This window comes from Bacillus sp. ISL-35 (assembly GCF_018613355.1).
GTDB lineage: Bacteria > Bacillota > Bacilli > Bacillales > Cytobacillaceae > Mesobacillus.
Map to the genome: position 1 here is coordinate 21,461 of NZ_JAGGQK010000028.1, position 20,215 is coordinate 41,675.

19 protein-coding genes, 1 tRNA gene and 1 other annotated feature are annotated in these 20,215 nt (G+C 45.4%); of the genes, 1 reads left to right on the forward strand and 19 read right to left on the reverse strand.

Annotation, left to right across the window (positions count from 1 at the left end):
* Window positions 1–23: 23 nt before the first annotated feature.
* From J7E38_RS23160 to J7E38_RS23250, 19 genes are all read right to left on the reverse strand, one after another.
* Window positions 24–1,562: a 2-isopropylmalate synthase gene (locus J7E38_RS23160; protein WP_214704733.1), complete on the reverse strand. Its 1,539-nt coding sequence runs from the start codon at window positions 1,560–1,562 to the stop codon at window positions 24–26.
* Window positions 1,549–2,571 (reverse strand): ketol-acid reductoisomerase, encoded by a 1,023-nt coding sequence (gene ilvC, locus J7E38_RS23165; RefSeq protein WP_214704734.1) that lies wholly within the window; start codon window positions 2,569–2,571, stop codon window positions 1,549–1,551. Before ilvC ends, J7E38_RS23160 begins: the two co-directional genes overlap by 14 nt.
* 38 nt (window positions 2,572–2,609) lie before the next feature.
* A complete protein-coding gene (gene ilvN, locus J7E38_RS23170) occupies window positions 2,610–3,125 on the reverse strand; it encodes an acetolactate synthase small subunit (RefSeq protein ID WP_214704735.1) in 516 nt (171 codons plus the stop codon).
* The gene (gene ilvB / locus J7E38_RS23175; RefSeq protein ID WP_214704736.1) at window positions 3,122–4,837 is read right to left on the reverse strand and encodes an acetolactate synthase large subunit; all 1,716 of its coding nucleotides are present in this window, start codon (window positions 4,835–4,837) and stop codon (window positions 3,122–3,124) included. Before ilvB ends, ilvN begins: the two co-directional genes overlap by 4 nt.
* 85 nt (window positions 4,838–4,922) lie before the next feature.
* Window positions 4,923–5,159: a binding site (T-box leader), on the reverse strand.
* A 59-nt stretch (window positions 5,160–5,218) separates the two neighbouring features.
* Window positions 5,219–6,121, reverse strand: coding sequence for a branched-chain-amino-acid transaminase (gene ilvE, locus J7E38_RS23180; RefSeq protein ID WP_214704737.1), 903 nt, complete (start codon window positions 6,119–6,121; stop codon window positions 5,219–5,221).
* A 328-nt stretch (window positions 6,122–6,449) separates the two neighbouring features.
* Window positions 6,450–6,526, reverse strand: a tRNA-Arg gene (locus tag J7E38_RS23185).
* 121 nt (window positions 6,527–6,647) lie between these two features.
* Window positions 6,648–7,172, reverse strand: coding sequence for a metallophosphoesterase (locus J7E38_RS23190; protein ID WP_214704738.1), 525 nt, complete (start codon window positions 7,170–7,172; stop codon window positions 6,648–6,650).
* 5 nt (window positions 7,173–7,177) lie between these two features.
* Window positions 7,178–7,771, reverse strand: coding sequence for an XTP/dITP diphosphatase (locus J7E38_RS23195; protein WP_214704739.1), 594 nt, complete (start codon window positions 7,769–7,771; stop codon window positions 7,178–7,180).
* A gap of 13 nt (window positions 7,772–7,784) precedes the next feature.
* Window positions 7,785–8,540: a ribonuclease PH gene (rph, locus tag J7E38_RS23200; RefSeq protein WP_214704740.1), complete on the reverse strand. Its 756-nt coding sequence runs from the start codon at window positions 8,538–8,540 to the stop codon at window positions 7,785–7,787.
* Window positions 8,541–8,652: 112 nt separating this feature from the next.
* Window positions 8,653–9,723 carry a GerMN domain-containing protein gene (locus J7E38_RS23205; protein WP_214704741.1) on the reverse strand — a complete coding sequence of 357 codons (1,071 nt, stop codon included), beginning with the start codon at window positions 9,721–9,723 and terminating at the stop codon, window positions 8,653–8,655.
* A gap of 137 nt (window positions 9,724–9,860) precedes the next feature.
* A complete protein-coding gene (gene racE / locus J7E38_RS23210; protein WP_214704742.1) occupies window positions 9,861–10,658 on the reverse strand; it encodes a glutamate racemase in 798 nt (265 codons plus the stop codon).
* Window positions 10,659–10,668: 10 nt separating this feature from the next.
* Window positions 10,669–11,127, reverse strand: coding sequence for a MarR family winged helix-turn-helix transcriptional regulator (locus tag J7E38_RS23215; protein WP_214704743.1), 459 nt, complete (start codon window positions 11,125–11,127; stop codon window positions 10,669–10,671).
* Between the two features lie 189 nt (window positions 11,128–11,316).
* Window positions 11,317–11,541 (reverse strand): spore germination transcription factor GerE, encoded by a 225-nt coding sequence (gene gerE, locus J7E38_RS23220; protein ID WP_019154738.1) that lies wholly within the window; start codon window positions 11,539–11,541, stop codon window positions 11,317–11,319.
* Window positions 11,542–11,784: 243 nt separating this feature from the next.
* Entirely contained in the window at window positions 11,785–12,252 is a 468-nt protein-coding gene (locus J7E38_RS23225) for an acyl-CoA thioesterase (protein WP_214704744.1), read from the reverse strand.
* 131 nt (window positions 12,253–12,383) lie between these two features.
* Window positions 12,384–14,669, reverse strand: coding sequence for a DUF6359 domain-containing protein (locus J7E38_RS23230; RefSeq protein ID WP_214704745.1), 2,286 nt, complete (start codon window positions 14,667–14,669; stop codon window positions 12,384–12,386).
* Between the two features lie 213 nt (window positions 14,670–14,882).
* Window positions 14,883–15,449 (reverse strand): class D sortase, encoded by a 567-nt coding sequence (locus J7E38_RS23235; protein WP_214704746.1) that lies wholly within the window; start codon window positions 15,447–15,449, stop codon window positions 14,883–14,885.
* Between the two features lie 338 nt (window positions 15,450–15,787).
* Window positions 15,788–16,549 carry a succinate dehydrogenase iron-sulfur subunit gene (gene sdhB, locus J7E38_RS23240; RefSeq protein ID WP_214704747.1) on the reverse strand — a complete coding sequence of 254 codons (762 nt, stop codon included), beginning with the start codon at window positions 16,547–16,549 and terminating at the stop codon, window positions 15,788–15,790.
* A 6-nt stretch (window positions 16,550–16,555) separates the two neighbouring features.
* The gene (gene sdhA, locus J7E38_RS23245; RefSeq protein WP_214704748.1) at window positions 16,556–18,313 is read right to left on the reverse strand and encodes a succinate dehydrogenase flavoprotein subunit; all 1,758 of its coding nucleotides are present in this window, start codon (window positions 18,311–18,313) and stop codon (window positions 16,556–16,558) included.
* 96 nt (window positions 18,314–18,409) lie between these two features.
* The gene (locus J7E38_RS23250) at window positions 18,410–19,018 is read right to left on the reverse strand and encodes a succinate dehydrogenase cytochrome b558 subunit (protein WP_214704749.1); all 609 of its coding nucleotides are present in this window, start codon (window positions 19,016–19,018) and stop codon (window positions 18,410–18,412) included.
* Between the two features lie 456 nt (window positions 19,019–19,474).
* Here J7E38_RS23250 and J7E38_RS23255 point away from each other — a divergent pair, with 456 nt between their 5' ends.
* Entirely contained in the window at window positions 19,475–19,927 is a 453-nt protein-coding gene (locus J7E38_RS23255; RefSeq protein WP_214704750.1) for a YslB family protein, read from the forward strand.
* The last annotated feature ends 288 nt before the right edge of the window (window positions 19,928–20,215 follow it).

Sequence of the window (20,215 nt, forward strand, 5' to 3'; positions counted from 1 at the left end):
TCCACTATTTTAGTAGTTGTTGATCAGCCGTTTACGGCAACCTTCTTTGTTTCTTCCATATAAAGGACTCTATTGACAGCATTCAAATACGCCTTCGCCGAAGCTTCAAGCACATCCTGTGCGAGACCTCTTCCGCTTGTCTCGATTCCCCCGAATTCCAGTTTTACATATACCTGTGCCAGAGCATCCCTGCCCGCTCCGACAGACTGGATCCGGTAATCTAGCAAACTCGCTGTTTCTTCCACGCATTTTTCAAGCGTATTATATAAAGCTTCGATACTTCCGGAACCTGTAGATGCCTCCTGGATCTTTTCATTTTGACAGCCAGACAAGGTGACCGTTGCGGTAGGTACCTGGTTGGTCCCGTACTGTACCTGAATGGAATCGAGCCGGTAATACTGCTGTTCTTTTGATAGTTTTTCTTCGAGGATGATGGCTGCAAGGTCATCATCGGTCATTTCCTTTTTCCGGTCTGCCAGTTCCTTAAAAACTGAGAATAAGTGATTGATCTCATGATCCGGCACCGATAGCCCGATTTCATTCAGCCTGTTACGGAAAGCATGGCGACCTGAATGCTTTCCGAGAACCATTGAATTATTCTGTAAGCCAACCAGCTCAGGAGAAATGATTTCATAAGTCGTTTTCTCTTTCAGCACACCGTCCTGGTGGATTCCCGACTCATGTGCGAATGCATTCCGTCCGACCACCGCTTTGTTCGCTGGAACAGCCATTCCCGTCAGCTTGCTGACAAGGCTGCTCGTTCTGCTGATTTCCTTCAAGTTCATCCTTGTTTCTGCTCCGTAAAAATCTTTCCGGATATGGAGTGCAACAGCGAATTCCTCGAGTGCTGCATTCCCGGCCCGCTCGCCAATTCCGTTAATGGTTCCTTCCACCTGGGAAGCACCTGCAGATACAGCGGCAAGGGAGTTGGCAATGGACATCCCAAGATCATCGTGGCAATGCGCAGAGAGTTCGACCTTACTAATAGAAGGAACATGCTCACGCAAATAAGTAAAAATCTGTCCATATTCCTGTGGCGAAATATATCCGACAGTGTCAGGAATATTGATGACCTTCGCCCCTGCCTGGATTACCTCTTCCACGATTTCTGCAAGAAAATCAAGTTCGGTGCGGCATGCGTCCTCAGCAGACCATTGGATCACCGGGAATTTGGCTGCTGCATATTTGACTGTCCTTACCGCCGTTTCGACCACTTCTTCTTTTGTCTGCTTCAGCTTGTGAATCCTGTGGATCGGCGAGGTAGCGATAAAAAGGTGCAGCCTTGGCTCCACTCCATGTTTCAACGCTTCCCAGGCAGCGTCAATATCCGTCAAAACCGATCGTGCCAAGCCTGTCACTGAACAGCCCTTGATCTCGCGGGCAATTTCAGCAACCGAGGCAAAATCTCCTTTGGAAGCGGCCGGGAATCCGGCTTCGATGATATCGACATTCAGCCGCTCAAGCTGTCTGGCAATCTCCAGTTTTTCCGTGAAATTCAAATTGACTCCCGCTGATTGCTCCCCGTCCCTCAATGTCGTATCAAAAATTTTAATTCTTCGCACTGGCAGCCACTTCTCTCTGCTTTTGTTTGTTGACAAACGGCATCATCTTTCTCAGTTCTCTTCCCACCTCTTCAATCTGGTGGCTGTTTTCTTTTTCATTGATCGCATTGAAGACCGGCCTGTTGTTTTCATTTTCTGCAATCCAGCCTTTTGCAAAGGTTCCTTCCTGGATGTCTGTCAAAACTTTTTTCATTTCCGCTTTCACCTGGTCATTGACCACTCTCGGCCCGCTGACAAAATCGCCCCATTGCGCCGTGTCAGAGATGGAATAGCGCATTCCTTCCAATCCGCCTTCATACATCAAATCAACGATCAGCTTCAGCTCATGCATTGTTTCAAAATAGGCCAGCTCCGGCTGGTATCCTGCTTCGACAAGTGTTTCAAAGCCCGATTTCACGAGCGAAGTCAACCCGCCGCAAAGCACTGCCTGCTCCCCGAATAGATCCGTTTCCGTTTCTTCCTTGAAGGTTGTTTCCAACGCTCCGGCCCTCAATGCACCAATTGCTTTTGCATAAGCGAGTGCTAATTCCCTTGCCTCTCCTGTTACATCCTGATGGATGGCGAAAAGCGCTGGAACACCTGCCCCTTCCTCGTATGTCCTTCTGACAAGATGTCCCGGCCCTTTTGGAGCTACCAGCAACACATCACAAGTTTCCGGCGGCACGATCTGGTTAAAATGGACATTAAAACCGTGGGCAAACATCAAAGCCTGATTTGAAAGCTGGGGCTCAATTTCATTTTTGTATACAGCAGTTTGCCTCTCATCCGGAAGCAATACCATAACCACATCTGATGATGCAACTGCTTCAGCAACCGTCTTGACTTCAAATCCATCTTCTGCAGCCTTTTCCCATGACTTTCCTGGTCTTAAGCCAACGACAACCTCCACGCCGCTGTCACGGAGATTTTGTGCGTGCGCATGTCCCTGTGATCCATAACCGACAACCGCAACCCTCTTTCCGTTGAAATAAGCCTCATTCGCATCTCCGTTATAGTACATTTTCGCCATATTCTCTCTCCCTTTCTATTTAAAAAATTTGGTTTTTATCAAACAAAAGAAAATGTTTTTTGCTGGCTGGGCCGCTGGTTCCCCCGCGGGAATGCAGTCGTTCCAGTCCGGGCCAGTTCCCTGATTCCATATGGTTTGATCAAATCGATAAATGCCTCGATTTTTTCCGTTTCACCTGTCAATTGAATGATGATACTATCCTTGCTCACATCTATCACCGATGCCCGGAATGGTTCAATGATGGAGTAGATTTCTGCCCGGTTTTGCGGAAGGACCGGCACTTTCACAAGAACCAGCTCACGGGCGACAATCGCCTGGTCGCTGATATCCGCCACCTTCAGCACATCGATCTGCTTGTTCAACTGCTTCGTGATTTGCTCAACCATACTGTCATTCTCCACATGGACAACGCAGGTTATCCGGGAAACTCCCTCCAGCTCTGTAAGGCCAACCGAAATACTCTCAATATTGTAATTTCGTTTTGTAAAAAGATTGGTGATCCTGTTCAAGACTCCGGGCCGGTTCAGGACCGTCATCGTTATGATTCGTTTCATTTCCTCACTCCCACCATTTCGTGGATTCCTTTTCCTGGGGCAATCATTGGATATACGTTTTCAGCACCATCCACCCTGAAATCGAGCAACACTGGTTCATTGTCATTGAGCACTTCATCGAGGATGGCATGCGCTTCAGCTTCGGAGTGGATTTCAAATCCTTTGATGCCATATGCTTCAGCCAACTTTACGAAGGACGGCTGTACCGGATTTTTGCTGTGAGAATACCTTTCCTGGTAAAAAATCTCCTGCCACTGCCTTACCATCCCAAGTGCCTTATTATTGAAAATCGCAATCTTGATCGGCAGCTGGAATTCGGCAATCACCGCCAGCTCCTGTGTCGACATCTGGAAACCGCCATCACCGAGAACGGCGACTACACATGCCTGCGGGTCTGCCAGCTGTGCGCCGATACTTGCCGGAAGACCAAATCCCATTGTCCCGAGTCCTCCTGAGGTGACCCACCGATCAGCTGTTTTGAACTGATAGTATTGAGCTGCCCACATTTGATGCTGACCGACATCGGTAACGACAATCGCTTCGCCGGCCGTTTTTTCATAGAGCAGTTCCATGACCTTTTGCGGTTTCAGGACTTCATTGTCTTCGTAATGAAAAGGATAATCATTTTTCCAGGTATCGAGAGTTTCGATCCATTCTTGCTGTTGCGGAGGTTTCCCCTCGAGCTTGAGCAGCTGTTTTAAAGCTTCCCTTGCATCTCCTACAACCGGAATTTGCGTAGGGACGTTCTTGCCAATCTCCGCCGGGTCGATATCGATATGGGCGACAGCTGCTTTTGGCGCAAAGTGCTGCAGGTTGCCTGTCAGCCGGTCATCAAACCGGGCGCCGATATTGATCAGCAAGTCACAATGATAGAGTGCCATGTTGGCCGTATAGCAGCCATGCATCCCCGCCATCCCCATGAACAATTTATGCCCTGCCGGAAACCCGCCCAGCCCCAGCAGTGTATGGACAACCGGAATGTTCTGCTGTTCGGCGTATTCTTTTAATAGATTTGATGCCTTTGCATGAAGGATGCCAGCTCCGGCGAGGATGACTGGTCTTCTTGCCTTGCTTACTGCTTCTGACAGCTTCCTGACCTGCAGGAAATTCGGCTCGATTGTCGGCTGGTAACCTGGTAAATGGATCTCCTGGTCTGCCGACTCCGGTTCTGCCAGTAATCCCGCTGCAAGATCCTTCGGGAAATCGATGACCACCGGACCAGGCCTTCCGCTTGTCGCAATATAAAAAGCTTCCTTGATGATCCGGGGGATGTCTTTGATCTCCCTGACCTGATAGTTGTACTTGGTGATCGGGGTGGTGATTCCCAGTATGTCAGCTTCCTGGAAGGCATCTGTACCGATGACGCCTGTCGCCACCTGGCCGGTGAAAACGACCAGTGGCAGCGAGTCCATCATCGCATCGGCAATGCCAGTGATGATGTTGGTCGCGCCAGGACCAGAAGTTGCGATGACCACACCCGGTTTCCCGCTGATCCGCGCATATCCTTCCGCCGCATGGATTCCTCCCTGTTCATGTCTTGGCAGCACATGAAGAATCTTAGAATCATAGATTTTGTCGTAGATCGGGAGGACAGCTCCTCCTGGGTAGCCGAAAATGACTTCGACGTTTTCCTTTTCCAGAGCCTTAAGCAGCAAATCTGCACCGCTCACTTCACTCGTTTTAGCCTTTGTTTCCTTCAAGGCAGCTTCCATTTATCGAACCTCCCATACTTGAATTCACTGTATTTTTTCAAAATAAAAAAGCCCATCCATCTCCATATGCCTAAGGTTGCCCAGGCAAAGGGATGGAAAAGGCTTTATCTCCTTGTTCCACGGTACCACCCTTCTTCACGCATAACGCGTGCGCTCGTGATTTTGATAACAAGTGCGATGCACTCGACCAGTTTTACTAGTTTCCTTTCAAACTGGTGCTCCAGGGTGAGTTCATTCAATACGGCATCACCGGCTTCCAGCTAACCCGGCTCTCTGTGCATGCTGATTGCATTGAATTACTTGTCCCTGTCTTCGCTTTATCTATATTCAATTAGACTCAGATAGTAATGTTGCGTTTGCAAGATTAATCAACAATTTTATTTAACTTACTTGATGGGCTTCCTCCTGATAGACCTGGATGCCATCGGCTACAACACTTGCCCTGAATTCCTTCAGGATGTTTTGGGTATGCTCGCCTGGCACCCCATCACCGATGACTCTTCCATCCACTTTGACAACGGCGATCACTTCTGCAGCAGTTCCGGTAAGGAACACTTCGTCTGCCGTGTAAACATCATGGCGGGTAAATGGTTCTTCCTTCACCTCGTACCCTAGTTTTGCGGCGATTTCAAGCACCGCGCTCCTTGTGATTCCTTCAAGCGCTCCCACATACCCTGGCGGTGTAAGGAAAGTGTTTCCTCTCACGATAAAAATATTATCCGCAGAGCCTTCGGCAACATAGCCCTGGTCGTTCAGCATCAAAGCCTCGCTCACATTCGCCAGATGCGCCTCAATTTTTACGAGGACATTATTTAAATAATTCAGTGATTTCACTTTAGGACTTAATACATCAGGCCGGTTTCTTCTTGTCGCTACGGTGACAATCTCAAGTCCGCGCTCATACAATTCCTTCGGGAAAATGGCGAGCGGCTCTACGATGATGACGACATTCGCATTCGGGCACTTATAGGGATCCAATCCCAGATCACCAACACCCCGTGACACGACAACCCGGATATAGGCATCTCTTAATTGGTTCCGTCCTACTGTCTCTACTATAAGATCAGTGAACTCCTCTTTAGAGTGTGGCATATTCAGCATGATGGATTTAGCTGACCGGTAAAGACGGTCCATATGTTCTTCCATCCTGAAAATATTGCCGCTGTATACCCGTATCCCTTCAAAAATACCGTCTCCGTATAAAAATCCATGATCATATACCGAAATCTTAGCATTTTCCTTGGTGACGAATTCACCGTTTAAGTAGATCCACTGCTCGGGCACAACACAACACTCCTTTAATGAATAGACGCTTTAAATGAATAAAATTAAGTTTAAAAAAAATACAATTTTACACAATGGGTTGTTGCAAAAACTGCATTGGTGAAACTTGTATTTTTTATATTTGAGGATTATCTTACGCCCATTTATCAGCCTCGTCAACACCCTTTTTCTAAATTATTTGATAATTTTGATTTGTTAACCAATTTGTATACGCTTACATTGTTGATATATTCACATTTATAAATTTTTAATTTTTTTTCGATTTGAGACTCTAGAAATATAAAAAAAACTCACCTTCATGAAGGTGAGTTAAGATATGTAGTTTAAATGGCGTCCCAGGAGAGATTCGAACTCCCGACCGTACGCTTAGAAGGCGTATGCTCTATCCAACTGAGCTACTGGGACATGGTTGTTTTTTAAAGACAAGATTTATTATATTAGGCAAATAACGAAATGTCAATAAGAAACCGAAACTTTTTTCCGAGGGGAAAGATCGCCCCCCCCTCAGAAAACTATTATAGTAGTATCAGCCTTTTTTGTGAAGTGAAAACTCCTGCCTTAAGTCGGACAACTCTCCGTTACCATAGTCAAAGATCTTCAATATGGCTTTATCCTTATCCAGCTCGAGGATTGCATAGGTCTTTTCATTTCGGCCGCGCGGAAGCCTGATGCTCCCCGGGTTGATGAAAAGCACATCATCGACCATTTCAGCACCGAGGAAATGCGAATGCCCAAAACAAACAATGTCTGCCTGCACTTCTTTTGCCTTATAGTACAGGTTCACGAGGGTGGATTTCACTGAGTATAAATGCCCGTGTGTCACAAGGATTTTCAGGCCGTTTAAGTCGTGGACTTCATCATCAGGATAATTCCCGTAAAAATCGCAATTGCCTTTGACTGACCTGAAATTCACAATGGCAGGGTCATTCTCGGAAAGCTCCGAATCACCGCAGTGAATCATCAGGTCCACATCTTTCCCATGCTGTCTCTCGATTCCTTCCAGCATTTCTGTTGACCCATGGCTGTCACTGACAATCAGCACTTTAGTCATAACGTTTACTCCCGCTCCTTAAGAACTTCATCCAGTTTCCTGATGGCATTGGCACGGTGGCTAATGCTGTTCTTTTCCGCAGATGTCAATTCTGCCATGGCTTTTCCTTCTTTTTCGACGAAAAAAATCGGGTCATAGCCAAATCCATTGGTGCCCCTCCGTTCACGAAGGATTCTTCCTTCGCATGTACCGAAAACTGTCAAAGTTTCCTTGCCAGGCTCTGCCATCGCCAATGCACAGCAAAATCTGGCAGTCCGTTCGTTTTCTGGCACATTTTGAAGTTCATCGAGAACTTTGTCGATGTTTGCTTCGTCATTCTTTTTGATTCCCGCATATCGTGCCGAATAGACACCAGGGCGACCATCCAGGACGTCAATTTCAAGTCCAGAATCATCTGCGATCACCCTGACTCCGAGCACCCTGGCAATTGTCTCGGCCTTCAGGACAGCATTCTCCTCGAAAGTCGAACCTGTCTCTTCGACATCCTCAAGCTCCGGGTAGTCAAGCAGTGTTTTCACAGTGAGCCCTTTAGGCGAAAAAAGCTTTTCGAATTCCTTTGCTTTCCCCTGATTTTTTGTTGCGATAATCACTGATTCCATTTTAAGATCTCCCCTAGCGCTTTTTTGCTCCCTCGATCTTTGCTGCCAATTCCTCACCGAGTGCAGCTTTCTGCAATTCGAATAATTCCGTGATTCCTTCCTGTGCAGCTTTCAACAGTTCCTGCAGCTGACTATAGGAAAAAGTAGCTTCCTCCCCTGTTCCCTGCAATTCAACGAATTCTCCATTGCCCGTCATAACCACATTCATGTCGACATGGGCAGCCGAATCCTCCACATAATTCAGGTCCACAACCACTTCTCCGTCTTTCAAAACACCAACGCTTGTTGCTGCCAGTAAATCATTTACCGGGAAGGCAGACAGCTTCTTTTGCTTACTCAGCTTCTCAAGAGCTTGTGCCATGGCAATAAATGCTCCTGTAATCGATGCTGTCCGTGTGCCTCCATCTGCCTGGATGACATCACAGTCAATCCAGACCGTCCGCTCGCCAATGGCCTCGAGATTCACGACTGCGCGCAATGCCCTGCCAATCAAACGCTGGATTTCCATTGTTCTTCCAGAGATTTTCCCTTTTGCAGCCTCACGGATATTCCTTTGCTCTGTCGCTCTAGGCAGCATGGAATACTCAGCGGTAATCCATCCTTTTCCCTCGCCGCGCATGAAAGGCGGTACCCGATCCTCAATGCTCGCGGTGCAGATTACTTTCGTATCTCCTACAGAAATCAGCACGGAGCCTTCAGGGTGTTTTAAATAATCAGTTTCTATATGTATTGGTCTTAATTGTAAAGGTTCTCGCCCATCGTATCGCATTAAAAGCCCTCCTTAGCATGATTAGGCAATTTGCCTGTACCACAATAAATAAGAGGCAGGAAAAACGCCTGCCTCTTTGAATGTCTTTAATTAGTATATCAAAATTTTGTTATTAAAAACTACCTGTGTTTACTTTTTCAGGTCTGGTGACTGGCTCAGCCAGTTTCTCGCCCTTTTCTGACACCACATCTGCCTTTCCATTGACTGTCAGTGCTACACTCTTGACACCTTCCTGTTCTGTCAGTGACAGTACAAGTGAATTCAGCAGATGTTCGGAAATCATTTTTTCTTCCAGGCTTCCGAAAATCGATTCGTTGAAGTTCAATGTTACCTTGCCATCTTCAATCTTCGGCTCATCAAGCAGCTTAACACCGGACTCGAAATCAGACAGCAGATTCGAAGCATAGGCAGGACCCTCGACAAGCTCGTTGACAACGGCAGTGATGTTATCTTTCTGGTCATTGCTGACACGCTTGGTTACAGGAACATAGTAGTACGCGCCTTCCTCACCGCCAATATAATAAACGGTCACAGCTTTCGTATTTGTGATATCCACAACATCTGAATTGTCGACATTAATGCCATCCGCACGGCTCAATTCTCCTCCGATCGGAGTTCCATTCACAGGCATCGCTTCGAGCGGCGTGCCATTCATCTGGAGCTTCACCTCATCGACGGAATCAAATTGTGTAAGCGTCCAGGTCACAGCCTGAAGGATTCTTTTCTCATCCTCTTTTTTATAGGTTGCGAATTCTTTTGAAAAATCAACCGTTGCTGTCCCGTCCTTGATGTTCACTGTCATTTGCGTGTCAGCCGGAAGGACGGCCCTGAAGCCATTAGGGAGCATTTGCTCGACAGGACCATTCGCCACTAAGTATTCCAATGCCTGCTTTGCGACACTCTCTGTTTTCGGAAGTTCCATCGTCTGCGAGACGACATACCCATTTTTATCTATCAGGTACAGTTCTGTCTGGATGGATGTCTCCACCGCTTCTTTACTATTCTCTTTTGTTTCTGTCGTAACATTTTCATCAAGCGCCTCCCCATTCTCCATGAGAGTCACATCCTGAGGCGGGTCGATCTTCTTCTTCTCCTCGCCACCGAAAAGCCCACAGCCTGACAGGAATACCGTAGTTGCCAATGTAGCAGCTGTAACGACCACAGCCTTTTTATTTTTTGACATATAAATCCCTCCAAAGACAGTTTGTACTATCATGTATACGAGCCTTTCGATATTTTAGACCGTCTTTGGGAAGATTTTTATGGAATGGCAGTTTAATTTGTAAACAAAAAAAACCTCCATCTCTGGAGGCCTCTATTTCATCCTAATTTGATTTTTTCTGCATTCTCGATCGGCCTTTCGAGCCACTGTGACGCGATTGCAGTAAAGATCGTCCTGGATCCTGTCATGTAAAAGGAATGCTCAGGCAGCTCGTCCCGGTCTGCAAACATATCGTTGTGGCCGAGGATCGTACTCACTTCGCGTGCTGTTTCCTCTCCCGAACTGATGACCTTCACTTCAGGTCCCATAACTTCTTTGATGAGCGGCTCAAGCAAAGGGTAGTGGGTACAGCCAAGGATCAATGTATCAAGTCCCTGTCCCTGCAATGGTTTCAGCGTTTCAGTCACGACTTTCTTCGCAACACGGCCATCAAATTCCCCGCTTTCCACAAGCGGCACGAATTTTGGGCAGGATAGTGCTTCTACAGAAGTCTTTCGGTTGATCGATTTCAGAGCATGCTCGTACGCACGGCTTTTAACCGTGCCTTCTGTTCCGATAATCCCGATTTTGTAATTATCCGTTACCTTGATGGCTGTCCTTGCGCCCGGCTGGATGACACCCAGTACCGGAATGGATAGCTCTTCCCTGATTTCTTCCAGAACCACCGCGGTCGCTGTATTGCACGCGATGACTAGCATTTTAATATTCTTCTCAAGCAGGAATCGGGTCATTTGCCAGGTGAATCTCTTCACTTCCTCAACAGGTCTTGGTCCATAGGGACAACGGGCCGTATCTCCGACATAGATGATCTGTTCGTAAGGCAGCTGCCTCATGACTTCCTTGGCTACGGTTAACCCGCCTACTCCTGAATCAATGATTCCGATTGGTCGATTCAAAAAACTCGCCTCATTCTCCACGCATTTCTTGATGTAATTTTGCCAGGCCTTCCTTAAGCGATACGATTTCGTTACCGGAGAAATCCTTCAATACCTCCTGAAGGTACAGCTGGCGTTTCTTGATTACTTCATCGATGATCCTTTCACCTTCGTCGAGAAGATGGATGCGGACTACACGCCTGTCATTCGGGTCCTTTACCCTTACAACCAGCTGATTCTTTTCCATCCTGTCAACAAGGTCCGTCGTCGTGCTGCAGGCGAGGAACATCTTGTTCGACAATTCCCCGATCGTCATATCACCGTCTTCAAACAGCCATTGCAGGGCAATGAATTGGGGCGGTGTAATCGTGTAATTGCTGAGGATCTCCCGGCCCTTCTGCTTAATAATTCCTGATATGTACCTAAGATCCTTTTCAATATCAGCTACCGTCTCCAGCCCTTGATTTTGTTCTACCCCTTCAAGTTTCATCCGTAACAACTCCTAAAAAAATCTATTTCTATTATCCATAAAACTTGGTATCCAAGCCGAGATGATTTTTACTATTGCCCTTATTTTCTACCTTTTTCGAGCAAATTTCAAGAAAGAATTCCGATACCGCCTGTTTTTACCCCTATAAACATCTTAACCGGCCCACCACATACGGTGGGCCGGTCATGATTAAAGTTCTAGCTCTCCCATTCGCAGGAGCTCTACAACAGCTTGGGAACGCCCCTTTACACCAAGCTTTTGCATGGCGTTTGAAATATGGTTCCGAACTGTTTTTTCGCTGATAAATAATTCACTAGCGATCTCTTTTGTTGTTTTGTCTTGTACTAACAGTTCGAAAACTTCTCTTTCGCGTTTAGTGAGTAATGGCTTGTGAGTATATTCATTTTCCTTCAAGTATTGTAACCCTCCTTGCCTTCGCCAGCTGTGAACTGCGGGGTGGGTATAAATTTAGTCAAAATATCATATGTGAAGGAAAGTAGTGGAGTGACAATATTTAAGGGACTTCAGGCCAATTTTTATAATTAGGCTGAAATCCAGGTCCATTTTGGTTTTCAAACGCCTTATTTCATTGATATGCCAGGCGCTGGCAACAGACTTAAATCATGCAAATAAGTAGTTAAACTTTAAGAACACCCATTATTGAACGGTGGATTTTTTGCTTTTTAAAAATAGCTCCCTCATTTCTTCTGTCCAGGGTTCACCCTTGCCTGTCTTCTTGGAAATCTGGACAATCGTCCCCCTGCCAGTAAGGCAAATCGAACCATCGGCTTTCTTTGCCATATAATGAAGGTCTACCGAGGAATTGCCGATCGAGTTGGCTTTGACGAAAATCCTTAGGTCCTCGTCAAAAAAGATCTGGCTTAAAAAATCGCATTGCAGATCTGCGACAACCGGGATTGTTTTGTTTTCCGGCTTTACCCAATCCTGCATGAATCCCTGACTCTTGAAATATTCGATCCTCGCCTGTTCAAAATATGTAAACGGAACAGTGTTATTTAAATGTCCGAACATATCTGTTTCAGAAAAGCGCACTTTCACCTGGTAAAAAAAATCAAATTCCTTTTCCCAGCTGACTATCTCGTCAATGTATTCCATCTTCTTCATGTTGAAACCTCCCGTAAACTGAATGAACATTCATTCTTTTCTTTATTATAAGTATTTTTATGGAGTTTGGAAATAAAAAGAGATAAGAAAAACGAAAAGGAAGGATTGAGAGTCCCAATCCTTCCTTTTCATTAGCTTGCGCTTTTATATCCGCAAGCCTTCGCTTTTTTATCGTGTCCCAAGTGTTTTCCGTTATTGTCCTTCACCTTGCTTTTAACAGGGTTTCCACTTTGCTTCGGACACTGATTTTGCCCAAAATCAATTTGTACTAATACTGGATCATGGTCGCTTGCACGTCCATGCTCTTCCATATACAAAGAATTGATATTGACAATATCAACTTCACTGCTGTCAGCAAGATGGTTGGATACGAGAATATGATCCAGCACCTGGGAATTCCCTTGATAATTGTAGGTGAACCTCTCTCCAGCAGGCAATGTTTCAATCATGTTTGTTAATTGACCGTTTTCAAGCGCCTCAATCGGATTGGAATATTCGAAGTCATTCAAATCGCCAAGTACTACGATATTTGCGTCAGGATCTTGAGAGTGTATGCCTGCCACAAATTCATTCAGCAATCTGGCAATCTCGATTCTTTTCACTTCACTATCTAGTACCGGCGGCTGCGTTTTGCCGAATATTGGGTCATCTCCACCTTTGGAGTTAAAATGGTTGGCAATGACAACCACATCCTCCCCATTGAACTTAAACTCTGCAGCCAGTGGTTTTCTTGTGTCTTCAAAAATAGGATTCTGCGGATCGATTCTTCCAGGATTCAAAGTCAAGTCCCCATTCTCATAGGCAACTGCTTCTGTCGAAGTGCCTTTAGGGGCCTCTTTTAATTGCACTCGTTCCGGGTTATATAAGTATCCGACACGTATATTTCCGCCTGGCGCTCCTCCGTCCTGATTGTAGTCAGGAGCAATATCCGTCCATTTGTATACCGGCCCGCCCTGTGCCGCGATTTCATCGATCAAAGTCTGGTAACTCTGGGATGCATCTGCGGAACCGCTGGCTGTCTGGCCATCATTATCCTGAACTTCTACCAGTCCGATGATATCAGGCGAGTTCAGATTATGAATCATTGAATCAGCAATTCTCTTAGTCTTTGCTGCATTAGTTTCAGCGGAGAAGTTTTCAATATTATAGCTGGCAATTGTCAGGTGATCTTCTCCCGCTTTCAACTCCGTATAATCTTCAAGCAATTCTGCTTCATTTAAAGCAGGAAGTGTATCTTGGTCGACCAATACCTTGAAATTAGAGAAGCTATAACTTACAACCCCCGTGACCAGTCCGTCAAAACGGTCTCCTGCCTTTGCGACAAAGTCTCGATCGATGAGCAGGAACAATCTTTCAGGATTGCTGCTTTCCTTCGTCAGCAAAATGCCGCCTTGAGGGCTGTATACCTTCCCTTCAACCTGATTGGCGATGACGGGTACCTCTCCATATTTCTGAGGGCCGATTACCTGGGGACTTTCAACCCCGACTCTCATGCCTTCAAGGCTTTCATAAAAATCGATTCCATCTTCTTCTGGGTCGAAAACACCAAATTGATCATTGTCGATAATTTTGGTTGGCGGCATTCTGTCCTGGCCAATGATGACCGGCTCGGGCAGTTCCGTGCCTGAAGCAAGCTTTGTTACCGTTGTTCCATTGATTTCAGTCATTGCCAGGTCCGTTTGCAGCTTATCTCCATATCCATCAAGAACCCATTCCTTCACAAGTCCATCCACTTCAACCAAATCACCCACAGCAAGACCATGAGATTTTTTGTAAACGTAGATTGCTTCAGATGTATTAGGGTTCCCGTCACCTTCTGGTTCCTGCATAAAGAAAGCACTGTTGCCATCAATTTTTGTCACAACACCTGTCACACCGGCAACATTCTGGTCCTTATATGGAGAGACATGACCTTCTCCCTGAATATCATGGATTTTCAAATCAGTCACAGCTGGTGGCTCAGACTCTCCTGGATCACCAGGATTCCCGCCGCTTCCGTCAGCAAATTGCATCGCTGTCGGCGACTTCAGGCCAGGTACTGTGAAATAATCTTCGAGAGAGCCTGTAACCTGAACTTTTTTACCGATTAGATCAGGATTTGACATTAAGCCAAATTCAGCTCTGAATTCAGCTTTAATCTGTACTGGCAGGATCTTTGATGCCTCTTTTTCATCAGGGCTGTCTGCGAGCGCAAAGTTGTAATCATCTTTGAAAGGGGCTTCAAAATCATATGAATTCGTGCCTGTAGTATGGGCAACTATGTATCCTTCAACCGTTCCGTTACCGCTATTATTTTCTATCGCCTGCTGAACAGTCAGTATCCCTTCTGCAGATGTACCTGTAAAGGGCAAACCGATACTTATCACCAAAATAACAGCTGTCAGCAATGAAAAGAGTTTCTGTCGAATCTTCCCCACATATTTTCCTCCTCGGATTTTTATTAGACATATAAGGCTTTGTCAGAAGGAATATAACATGGATAAATCCGCTATACCATGAAGCCATTGTAAATTATGTCTAAATTTTGAAAAATGAATCAATAGTACGAAACCGCTTTTCATTTATAGAGTTACCATATTCCCAATTTAAAAACCGGCCAGGACTTTTGGTCCTGACCGGTTTTTGCTAGATTAATTGCCTTCCGATATTCTCTTGGCATAGATTATATACCGATCCGGAGCATCACCCACATAACTGAATGGGTAGCATGTTGTCAGCACGAGTTCTTCTTCAGAATTCTGGAGGGTAATGATGCTGGTATCGTCTGCGCTGACTATTTTTGTGCCGACGATTTCGTATGAGTAATCTCCGTATGGCATTTTCAACGTCAAATGATCTCCCAATTTCAAATCCCCTGCTTTTCGGAAAACAGTATCACGATGTCCTGAAAGCACGATTTGTCCGTTTTCATCAGGATAAAAAGAGTCTTTATAATGGCCGACTCCCTTTTCAAGATCATCCGAATCCGTTCCCTCTACTATCGGCAGTTCCGCTTCAATTTTCGGGATCAGCAGCAGGCCAGATGCCTCACCTGTCTCGGGCTTGAAAGCTTCCTTTTTCACAGCCTTTTGATCTTCTTGAACAAACTCTCTGGCAGTTTTAAGAGAAACCTGCCCCTGCCGCTTCATATCCCATAATTGGAACAAACCAATGCCGAGGATCACTGTTCCACTAATTATAATCGCAATAGCCAACATTTTCGATAGTTTAATATACTGCTCCTAATTGAGTTCTTTAGAATCAGTATTCCAAGCTGTACTTATGTAAAAAAAGCTTAAATTGAAAAACCTCCTTTTCCAAAAGGAAAAGGAGGCTGGTTACTATTTTAAAGATAAAGTTTTCAAACTTAGACGAGTGTCCAGTTCCAGCGCCTAGCCAGTTTTCACCCTCGAGTGTACTTCCTAGAGTATCTTGCGAAAAGCGTTAGCTTTGAGCAGCTCGAGTCGCTTCAGTCCGCCCAATGAAGTCAAAGAACGACTTCACCGGTCGGCCCTCCAGCGCTTGTCGGGGCTGACCAAGGCGCTTGCGCTTTTCTTTACACTTGGTCGCTTCCGAAGAAGTTCTTGAATGATTGGAATGTTGTATCACGATTCAAGGCAGCAATTGATGTAGTCAACGGAATGCCTTTAGGGCAGGACTGGACACAGTTCTGGGAGTTACCGCAGTTTGCAAGTCCACCATCTCCCATGATCGTTTCAAGTCGCTCGCCTTTGTTCAAAGCTCCTGTTGGGTGAGCGTTGAACAGACGGACCTGTGATAATGACTGTGGACCAATGAAATCTGATTTGCTGTTTACGTTAGGGCAAGCCTCTAAGCAGACACCGCAAGTCATACATTTCGAAAGTTCATATGCCCATTGACGCTTTTTCTCAGGCATACGAGGTCCTGGTCCAAGATCGTACGTTCCATCGATTGGAATCCATGCCTTTACACGTTTCAATGAGTCAAACATTCGGCTGCGGTCAACCTGAAGGTCACGGACAACCGGGAATGTTCTCATTGGCTCAAGTCTGATTGGCTGTTCAAGCTGGTCAACCAGCGCTGAACAGGACTGGCGCGGACGGCCATTGATGACCATCGAACATGCACCACATACCTCTTCAAGACAGTTCATATCCCAAGCAATTGGTGTAGTCTTCTCACCCTTAGCGTTAACAGGGTTACGGCGAATTTCCATCAATGAGGAAATGACATTCATATTTGGACGATACTCAAGTTCAAACTCTTCCTGATAAGGGGCTGAATCAGGAGTCTCCTGGCGGCTGATGATAAAACGGACAGTCTTTTTCTCTGACATACCTTATTACTCCCCTTTCTTCTTGGAATAATCGCGCTTACGCGGTTTGATTAAGGAAACGTCGACATCTTCATAATGGAAAGCCGGTGCTGAATTTGCATCAACAAACTTAGCCATAGTAGTCTTCAAGAACTCGTCATCATTACGGTCAGGGAACTCTGGCTTATAGTGTGCTCCGCGGCTTTCATTACGGTTATAAGCACCGATTGTGATAACACGTGCAAGCTGAAGCATGTTTTGAAGCTGGCGTGTGAATACCGCACCCTGGTTGCTCCATTTTGCTGTATCGTTGATATTGATATTTTTGTAACGTTCCATCAGTTCGACGATTTTATCATCGGTTTTCTTCAGTCTGTCATTGTAGCGGACAACTGTGACATTGTCTGTCATCCATTCGCCAAGCTCTTTGTGAAGGACGTATGCATTTTCAGTGCCATCCAATGACATAACATTATTCCACTTCTCCTGTTGCACCTTGATAGCATCATCAAACAGAGCTGATGAAACAGCGTCTGAGCTCTTTTCAAGCCCGTTGATGTAGCGGATCGCATTCGGGCCTGCCACCATTCCGCCGTAAATTGCGGACAATAATGAGTTAGCGCCAAGACGGTTCGCACCGTGCTGTGAGTAATCAACTTCACCGGCAGCAAACAGGCCAGGAATATTGGTCATCTGATCGTAGTCAACCCATAGTCCGCCCATGGAATAGTGAACAGCAGGGAAGATTTTCATCGGAACTTTTCTTGGGTCATCACCCATGAATTTTTCATAGATTTCAATGATTCCGCCAAGCTTGATATCAAGCTCTTTAGGATCCTTATGTGATAGGTCAAGGTACACCATGTTCTCGCCGTTGATGCCAAGCTTCTGGCTTACGCACACGTCAAAAATTTCACGTGTAGCGATATCACGCGGTACAAGGTTTCCATAAGCAGGATACTTCTCTTCAAGGAAGTACCATGGCTTACCATCTTTGTACGTCCATACTCGTCCACCTTCACCGCGGGCAGATTCACTCATCAGACGAAGTTTATCGTCACCAGGAATTGCCGTTGGGTGGATCTGGATGAATTCACCGTTTGCATAATAACCGCCCTGCTGGTATACGATCGCAGCAGCTGAACCAGTATTGATAACAGAGTTCGTTGTTTTGCCGAAAATGATGCCAGGGCCTCCAGTTGCCATGATTACGGCATCTGAAGCAAATGATTTGATTTCCATTGAAGTCAGGTTCTGTGCTACAACTCCGCGGCACACACCTTCCTCATCCTTCACTATTCCGAGGAATTCCCATCCTTCGTACTTGGTGACCAAACCAGCCACTTCATGGCGGCGAACCTGCTCATCCAAAGCGTATAATAGCTGCTGGCCTGTTGTCGCACCAGCAAAAGCTGTACGGTGATGCTGCGTACCTCCGAAACGTCGGAAGTCCAGCAATCCTTCAGGTGTACGGTTGAACATTACACCCATACGGTCAAGAAGGTGGATGATTCCCGGTGCTGCTTCAGCCATAGCTTTTACAGGAGGCTGATTCGCAAGGAAGTCACCGCCGTATATTGTATCATCGAAGTGCACCCATGGAGAGTCACCCTCACCCTTTGTATTTACTGCACCGTTGATTCCGCCCTGTGCACAAACAGAGTGGGAACGTTTAACCGGCACAAGAGAAAACAGTTCAACAGGAGTTCCTGTTTCTGCAACTTTTATAGTAGCCATTAAGCCAGCCAAACCACCGCCGACTATGATAACCTTACCTTTACTCATCGTGACTCACTCCCTTAAATCCAAGTCTGTCTTTCATATCCGTTCATGGGTAAATCTATTTTTTTTAGCATAAGCTTGTTCGTTTCAGAAAAAATCTTATACAAATGCCAGGATCGCGCGGACTCCGACGATTGAAAGCGCAACGAATACACCGATTGTGACATAAGTGGAAATCACTTGTGAACGCGGTGTAATAGTGATGCCCCAGCTTACGAAGAATGACCATAATCCGTTCGCAAAGTGGAAAGTAGTAGAAATAATACCAATCAAGTAGAACCATAGCATGAATGGATTTGAAAGAATCGTCTCCATCATCTGGAAGTTAACAGCAGCACCGAATGCCGCAGCAATACGTGTTTCCCACACATGCCATGCAACGAAGATCAAAGTGATGACCCCGGACACACGCTGAAGCATGAACATCCAGTTTCTGAAATAGCTATATTGTCCTATATTGTTTTTAGCTGTAAAAGCAATATAAAGACCGTAAATAGCATGGAATAATAATGGTAAGAAGATAATGAAAACTTCTAGAAAATACCTGAAAGGCAACTGCTCCATGAAATGTGCAGCATTGTTGAATGATTCCTCTCCCCCAGTAGCAAAGTGGTTGACTACAAGGTGCTGCGTGAGGAAAAGACCTACCGGAATGACACCCAGCAATGAATGCAGCCTCCGCCAATAAAACTCTTGTCTACCTGCCATATGTATACCCCCCTTGAAATTTGGCCGTGATGTTAAGGCTTCTCTCCCCATCCCTATTAACCTAACAGATTGATGCAGCCTAACATCAAAAATATAAGCATTTCTTACAATTATGTGACATGTTCATTTTACTCCCATCATATTGGAGCGTCAAGAAAACGTATACATAAAAATGCTTATATAAATAAAATTTTTAAAATATATTGATATCGTAAAAATCCCACTTTTTATTTATTCCAACCCCAGAAAGAGTATATTAAAATAATACTATTGCCCTTTCCAACTGGATGACACAAAATTAATTTTTGAAATTCCTAGTAACGGGTATGGTATAAACATGGAAAAAATTTATAAAATTTTTTATGGAAACAAAATTTAACAGTTCTTTATTTTTAGCAACGCCGGTTGTTTTTTCGGCAAATTGTTTATAATAGAGTCATAGAAAGAGGGGAGAACATGAGCGAAACAACCACTTCAGAGCCAAAAACCGAAAGCGAGCCACTCGCTGTCAGCACATTCGGATATGAATTGATCAGGGAAGAACTTTTGAACGAACTGCTCGGCAAAGATACTCCAGAAATCCTTTACTGGGCCGGTAAACGTCTCGCCCGTAAACATCCTTTGTCAAATCTCGAGGAGACCATCCAGTTTTTCCAGGACGCCGGCTGGGGCCGCCTCACCGTCAAAGAAGAGTCCAGAAGAGAAATGCTGCTCGAACTCAGCAGCGAACTGATTTCCTCCCGACTGAAAAAAAACCCAAATACCACATTCCAGCTGGAAGCCGGTTTCATTGCCCAGCAAATGGAACACCAGAAGAAATACACAGCAGAAGCATTCGAGCACCCCAATAAAAAATCATTCAGAGTCCAGTTTACAATCAAGTGGGATAAGACTGATATTATTGAGTAACTAATGCTAGCCTTATTTTGAGGGTTACTGCGCACGAATTTGGATTAAATCTCGAAATTCGGTCGCAGTAGCCTTTTTATTTTGGTCGGAAAGCAACCTGATCTTTTTACGGCTATGCATTTTTCTTTTGTGTCACCATCAGCTCTCTCTTCTACCTCTAATGGGAATAATCCCCCTTATAACTGCCCGTTCGTTCTCTTTTTTCCTTTTCACGGGTACATGTTTCCCTTTTTTGTGACCGTCAGCTCTCTCTTTTCCTTTTCACGGTTACATGTTTCCCTTTTTTGT